This is a genomic window from Streptomyces sp. URMC 123 (genome assembly GCF_051386515.1).
GTDB lineage: Bacteria > Actinomycetota > Actinomycetes > Streptomycetales > Streptomycetaceae > Streptomyces.
In genome coordinates this window covers 1-4,583 of record NZ_JBPQTV010000427.1, presented here as the reverse complement: position 1 = coordinate 4,583, position 4,583 = coordinate 1, and the positions used below count along the sequence as shown (strand labels likewise).

The window sequence follows — 4,583 nt, the reverse complement described above, 5'->3', positions numbered from 1 at the left end:
GGGAAAAGGCCCCGGCCTTCGGCCGGGGGGCGCCGAAGGGGCTGGTAGAGGCCCGGCCTTCGGCCGGGGTGAGGTGGTGGTCCCCGCACCGAAGGCGCGGACAAACGCCCCGGCCTTCGGCCGGAAAAACGGCGACGGTCACCTCACGGACAACCCACACCGTGGACGTCGCGCAAACCGAGCCAGACGCTAATCGCGGGGCGTCGCGATCATCGGGAGCGCCGAGGGCCGCGGAATGCTCACCGAGCGAATCTCCCGCACCGCACGCCCCCCCACCGGCACCAGCCGCCACCGCGCGACCACCGTCGCGAGAGCGACGGTCAACTCCGCCCAGGCGAACGCGTCGCCGAGGCACTTGCGGCCGCCCTCCCCGAAGGGGATGAACGAGCCGCGCGGCAGCCGCCCGGCCCGCTCGGGCAGCCAGCGGTCGGGGTCGAAGCGGTGCGGCTCCGGGTAGAGCCGCGGATGCCGGTGGAGGGCGTAGATGCTGAACGCCACCTCGCTGCCGCCCGGCACCCGCAGGCCGGCCAGCTCCACCGGCTCCCGGGCCCGCCGCATGGAGAGCGGAATGGCGTGCAGCCGCAGCGCCTCGTTGAGCACGCGGGGCGCGTACTCCAGCCCCGCCACGGCCGCATGGCGCACCGGGCCGTCGCCCACCGCCGCGGAGATCTCCGTGTGGAGCCGGCGGTCGACCTCCGGGTGCCGGCCGAGCTCGTGGAGGACCCAGGCCAGGGCCGCGGACGTGGTCTCGGTCGCGGCCACGGTGATGGTGACCAGCTCGTCGCGCACCTGCTCCGGGCTCATCGCCTCCCCCGTGTCCGCGTCCCGCGCGGCGAGCAGCAGCGACAGCAGGTCGCCGTGGTCGGCCCCGCTGGCCCGGTAGCGGGCGATGACCTGGTCGAACTCGTGCCGCAGCCGCGCGGCCGCCGCGTCGAAGCGGCGGTTCACCGGGATCGGCAGGGAGTCCAGCGCCTGGGGCATCACGGCCCGGGTGACCGCGTCCCGCATGATCACCGGCACGGAGCGGCGCATCTCCTCGACTGCGGGCCGCCCCAGCTCGGAGGCGAACATGGCCTCGGCGAAGGTGGCCAGCACCAGGTCGCCCACGGCCCGGTGCACCGGCACCACCTGGCCCGGGCGCCAGGAGTCCACCATCTCCCGGGCGCGGCGCTCCATGACACCGGTCCAGTCCGCGACCCGCGCCCGGTGGAACGCGGGCTGGACCAGCCGCCGCTGCCGCTGGTGGAACGCGCCGTCGGAGGTCGCGAGGCCGTTGCCGAACAGCTGCCGTACGCGGTCGGCGTGCCGGCCGCGGTCGAAGCTGCGGGCCCGCACCACCATCACCTCCCGCACCTGTTCGGGCGAGGTGACGAAGTACACCGGCCGGGTGCCGAGGTCGACCCGGACGATGTCCCCCCGGGTGTGCAGCGACTCCAGGAAGCGCAGCGGCCGGCGCCACAGCGCGAGGGTGTGCCCGAGCAGGGGGAGGCGCCCGGGCGCCAGGGGCGGTGCACAGGACCGGGGGGCCGCCGGCGCGGCCCGACGCGGTGTGGTCACGGAGGTGTCTCCCGAAGGGAAGTCGAGGCGGTCAGTGGGTGATCAGATCGTCGAAGGTGCCCCTGATCCTGGGGCGGTCCAGGTCGTAACGGCGGGTGCGATAGATCCACACCAGGTCGGCGTGGGCGTAGGCCCGCAGGTCCCGGGCGAGCCGGGTGGCCTCGGCCGCGGCCTCCGGGGGGAGGCCGAGGGAGTCGGCCAGGTCCGGCAACTGGCCCTGGATCTCCAGGAAGAGGCGCTGGCGGTCCTTGGCCCGCTCCAGCACCCGGTCCACGGCCTCGGCCAGGGCGCAGCCCTCGCTCGCGGCGACCACCCGCACCATGTTGCAGGTCTGCCCGTCGGCGAGGTCCTTCTCCAGCCCGTAGACGTCGTTGTGCCAGGCGAGGATGTCGGCGAAGCACAGCACCAGCTCCCGGAAGAGCAGGCTGTCGCGCAGCGGGTCGGGCACCGCGATCCCGGAGACGATCTCCAGCACATCGGCCTGGAAGATCATCGCGATGGTGTTGCGGCGCATGGTGAGGAAGGTCGCCGCGTCCGGCACGTGCCCCGTGGCGTGGTACCGGTTCTGCAGCACGATGGCCTGCATGTAGTCGAGGAAGTGCTTGGTGATGCGCTGCCGGCCGCGCGGCGGCAGGCCGTCGGTGAGCCGGGGCCACAGATCGGCGAACCCGGCGATCACCGGGTTGCGGGCCGGCGCCGGCCGTTCGGTGCCGAGCGCGATCGCCCGCATGTCCCGCAGCACCCCGCGCATCCGGGACTCCCGCTCGCCCCAGTCGAAGTTGTCGTACTGGTCGTCGGCGAGGGAGCCCCAGCAGAACCACTGGATGCCGAGGACCAGATGGTCCAGATCCACCAGCGGTGTCGCCAGACCGTGGTACAGGCCGAACTCGAAGGAGCGCAAGTGCTCCTCCTGGGCGGCCGTGCTGAGGAAGCCGAGCCGCCAGAGCCAGGCCACCACCTCGTCCTCCGCCTGTGGGGCGAGGGGGTTGACCGGCGGATGGGGAGGGTCGTAGAAGCCGTCCACCAGGACGGAGGTGTCGATCATGGGCATGGGGCAGCCTTCTTCGCGCTCGCCGGGACAGCCGGAGGGGTCAGTGGGTCCGCGCCGTGGCGGCGTCCGCGAGTCTGCGGAGCGCGGCCGTGGCGACCGAGGGGAACGGGGCGCGGTCCAGCGCGCGCAGCGCCTCCCGGTAGCGGGTGGCGATCATGTGTTCCACGTCCTGGCGGGCGTGGGTCTCCTCCAGCACGGCGCGCACGGCGGCCGCCTGGCTCTCCTCCAGGGTGGGGTCGCCCACCAGCCGGTGCAGCAGCCGCAGTTGCGCCGCGTCGGCCCGCGCCACCGCGAGCGACATCAGCACGGTCGACTTGCCCTCGCGCAGATCGTCGATGACGGGCTTGCCGGTCGCCGCGGTGTCCCCGAAGACGCCGAGCAGATCGTCCCGGAGCTGGAAGGCCTCGCCGATCGGCAGCGCGTACGCGGTGCAGGCGTCCATGACGGACGGGTCGGGGCCGGCCAGCGCGGCGCCGAGGTGCAGCGGGCGCTCGACGGTGTACTTGGCGGACTTGTACCGCACGACCGTGAGCGCCAGGTCGATGTCCCCGGTGAGCCGCCCGGTGGAGAGCAGGTCCAGGTACTGGCCCTGCATGACCTCGGTGCGCATGGTGTGCAGCACGGGCAGCACGGCCCGTAACTGGCCCGGGGTCAGTCCGGCCGTCTGCAGCATCTCGTCGGACCAGGCCAGGGCCAGGTCGCCGAGGAGGATGGCGGCGTTGACGCCGAATCTGTCGCCGGCCCCGCTCCCGTGCCCGCGCCCGCCGCGGCCGCGCCGCCACGCGGCCAGGGCGCGGTGCGCGCTCGGCCGGCCCCTGCGGGTGGCGCTGTTGTCCATGATGTCGTCGTGGATGAGGGTGAAGGCGTGGAACAGCTCCAGGGACGCCGCCGTACGGATCACCGGGTCGATGTCCCCCCGCCCGCCGGCCGCCTGCCAGCCGCACAGGCACATCGCGGGCCGGATGCGTTTGCCGCCGGCGAAGAGGAAGCTCCGCAGGGCGTCGATCATCCGGGATATCGGGCGGTGGGCCGTCGAGCGCTGCTGCCGTTCCAGGAACTCCGCCAGGGCGGCGTCGACGGCCTTCCGGGTCCGCGCCGGGTCCAGGGGTGCGGAGGTGAGGGCGGTCATGGTGCGGCCTCCTTCACGCCGGTCGTCTCCGGGAGACGACGGATGTGCCATGGTCGTGCCGGTGGTGCCGTGGTGCCGGTGGTGCCTGGCCATGCCGGTGGTGCCGTGGTGCCTGGTAATGCCTGGCCACGCCAATGATGTCCTGGTGCCGGTGGTGCGACGGGGGCCGGCCGCGGGCACGCCGCGATCCCCGCGAGCGGCGGGGCGACGGCCGGACGGAGGGCTGGAAGGGTTCTTCGGGAGCCCCGGTGGCGCGAACCACCGGCGCGGGGCCCTGGACTCGGCGCCGGAAAGGCGACGAACGGACGACGACGAACGAACGGTGAGCGAACGGACGGCGAGCGGGGACGACGCCGAACGGGACGGGGCGGGCGGGGGCGGCGCGGGGCCCGAGGCCGCGGCTCCGGGCGGACGCGCCCGGCCCCGGCCCACGGGCGTACGGCGCTCCCGTACGCCGCTCCCGTACGGCCGCGGGCTCTAGCGGCCGCGGCCCTGGCGGCGGCCCGGCCGCCGGCTCACTGTCGGAAGGCTTCTACTGACCACGCGATCGGCCCGCTTCCTGCTGCTCGGAGTGCCTGAACGGTCCACCCGGGAGAGGCTCGGACGCACAACCACCCGAATGGGCCGGCGCGTTCTCCCCATGGGCCGGCGCACCCCGAATGGACGCAACGGAGCCTTCCCGGCGGGTTCTCACAAAAACCCGGTGGTCGGCCACAGGTACACCACCGGACACCACAGGGGGTGACGGGGCGCGCGCGGTGCTCCGGGCGCGCCCTTCCCGCACATCGGCGCTACGGCGCCCGCCCGCACGGTGGCGCCCGCCCCACGGGGCGGGCGCGGGGGGGG

At 74.3% G+C, this 4,583-nt stretch carries 3 protein-coding genes; all 3 read right to left on the bottom strand.

From position 1 onward, the window contains the following. Positions 1 to 189: 189 nt before the first annotated feature. From ACSNOD_RS28670 to ACSNOD_RS28660, 3 genes are read right to left on the bottom strand one after another with little or no spacing between them, the layout of a single operon-like run. Entirely contained in the window at positions 190 to 1,557 is a 1,368-nt protein-coding gene (locus ACSNOD_RS28670; protein WP_436769987.1) for a cytochrome P450, read from the bottom strand. 31 nt (positions 1,558 to 1,588) lie between these two features. Next, a complete protein-coding gene (locus tag ACSNOD_RS28665) occupies positions 1,589 to 2,608 on the bottom strand; it encodes a terpene synthase family protein (RefSeq protein ID WP_436769986.1) in 1,020 nt (339 codons plus the stop codon). 40 nt (positions 2,609 to 2,648) lie between these two features. After that, positions 2,649 to 3,737, bottom strand: a complete 1,089-nt coding sequence (locus tag ACSNOD_RS28660) for a polyprenyl synthetase family protein (RefSeq protein WP_436769985.1) — start codon at positions 3,735 to 3,737, stop codon at positions 2,649 to 2,651. Positions 3,738 to 4,583: the final 846 nt, after the last annotated feature.